Origin of the sequence: Microbacterium sp. NPDC089189 (genome assembly GCF_040685095.1) — a bacterium.
GTDB lineage: Bacteria > Actinomycetota > Actinomycetes > Actinomycetales > Microbacteriaceae > Microbacterium.
Genome location: NZ_JBFBHG010000059.1, coordinates 1 through 1,062, shown reverse-complemented (window position 1 = coordinate 1,062; position 1,062 = coordinate 1). Strand labels below are relative to the sequence as shown.

Genomic DNA, 1,062 nt, shown 5'->3' with positions numbered 1-1,062 from the left:
GCCGAGGGCATCGAGATCGGTCCCGCGCCGGTCGAGACCGTCCTCTCCAACGAGCTGTCGATGCCGATCGAAGACCTCGATCTGTCGGTGCGTTCGTACAACTGCCTGAAGCGTGAAGGCATCAACACGGTGTCGGAGCTGGTCGCCCTCTCCGAGACCCAGCTGATGAACATCCGCAACTTCGGTCAGAAGTCCGTCGACGAGGTGCGCGACAAGCTCACGTCCCTCGGTCTGTCGCTGAAGGATTCGGTGCCCGGTTTCGACGGCGCCCACTTCTACGGCGGATACGACGAAGAGAACGCCTGAACCGGCTCGATCCCGAAAATCCTGGAGTAATTGAGACATGCCTAAGCCCACGAAGGGACCCCGCCTCGGAGGCGGCCCCGCACACGAGCGTCTTCTGCTGGCGAACCTCGCCGCCGCGCTGTACACGCACAAGTCGATCACGACGACCGAGACCAAGGCCAAGCGCCTGCGTCCGCTCGCCGAGCGTCTGATCACGTTCGCGAAGCGCGGCGACCTGCACGCGCGTCGTCGCGTGCTGTCGGTCATCGGTGACAAGGAAGTCGTGCACGTCCTCTTCACCGAGATCGCGCCGCTCGTCGCCGAGCGTGAGGGTGGATACACCCGCATCACGAAGGTCGGCAACCGCAAGGGCGACAACGCCCCCATGGCTGTCATCGAGCTCGTTCTCGAGCCCGTGACGAAGAAGGCCGCTCCCGCGAAGAAGGCCGCCAAGGCCGAGACCGCTCCGGCTGCAGAGGCTCCCGCCGAGGAGACCGCTGCCGAGGAGACCCCGGTCGAGGACGCCGGCGCAGAGTCGCCCGAGGAGGGCGCCGCTGCCGAGGCGAACGCCGAGGACGCTGTCGAGGCGCCCGCCGACGAGGCCGACAAGAAGTCCGAGTAATCGGACCGCCGGGTCCGCCCGGCCCCTTGCACCGCGAAACCCGCGTGACCTGCCCGGTCACGCGGGTTTCGCATTTCCCGCCCCGCCCTCTGGACCCGCGAGACAGCAGTCTCGCGCCGGCCCCGGGGGGGGGGACCACAGGGGACGCGGGGCAC

Annotated in this window: 2 protein-coding genes; both read left to right on the top strand. The window is 67.8% G+C overall.

Features of this window, described 5'->3' with window-relative positions:
• Positions 1–306 (top strand): DNA-directed RNA polymerase subunit alpha C-terminal domain-containing protein (locus AB0N73_RS16330; protein ID WP_363565423.1); only part of this gene is annotated, 306 nt, incomplete at its 5' end.
• Between the two features lie 37 nt (positions 307–343).
• Entirely contained in the window at positions 344–907 is a 564-nt protein-coding gene (rplQ, locus tag AB0N73_RS16325) for a 50S ribosomal protein L17 (protein ID WP_363565421.1), read from the top strand.
• The last annotated feature ends 155 nt before the right edge of the window (positions 908–1,062 follow it).

Excerpts from the sequence above, each read along its gene's own strand:
- rplQ (WP_363565421.1), top strand. The coding sequence starts at position 344 with ATGCCTAAGCCCACGAAGGGACCCCGCCTCGGAGGCGGCCCCGCACAC.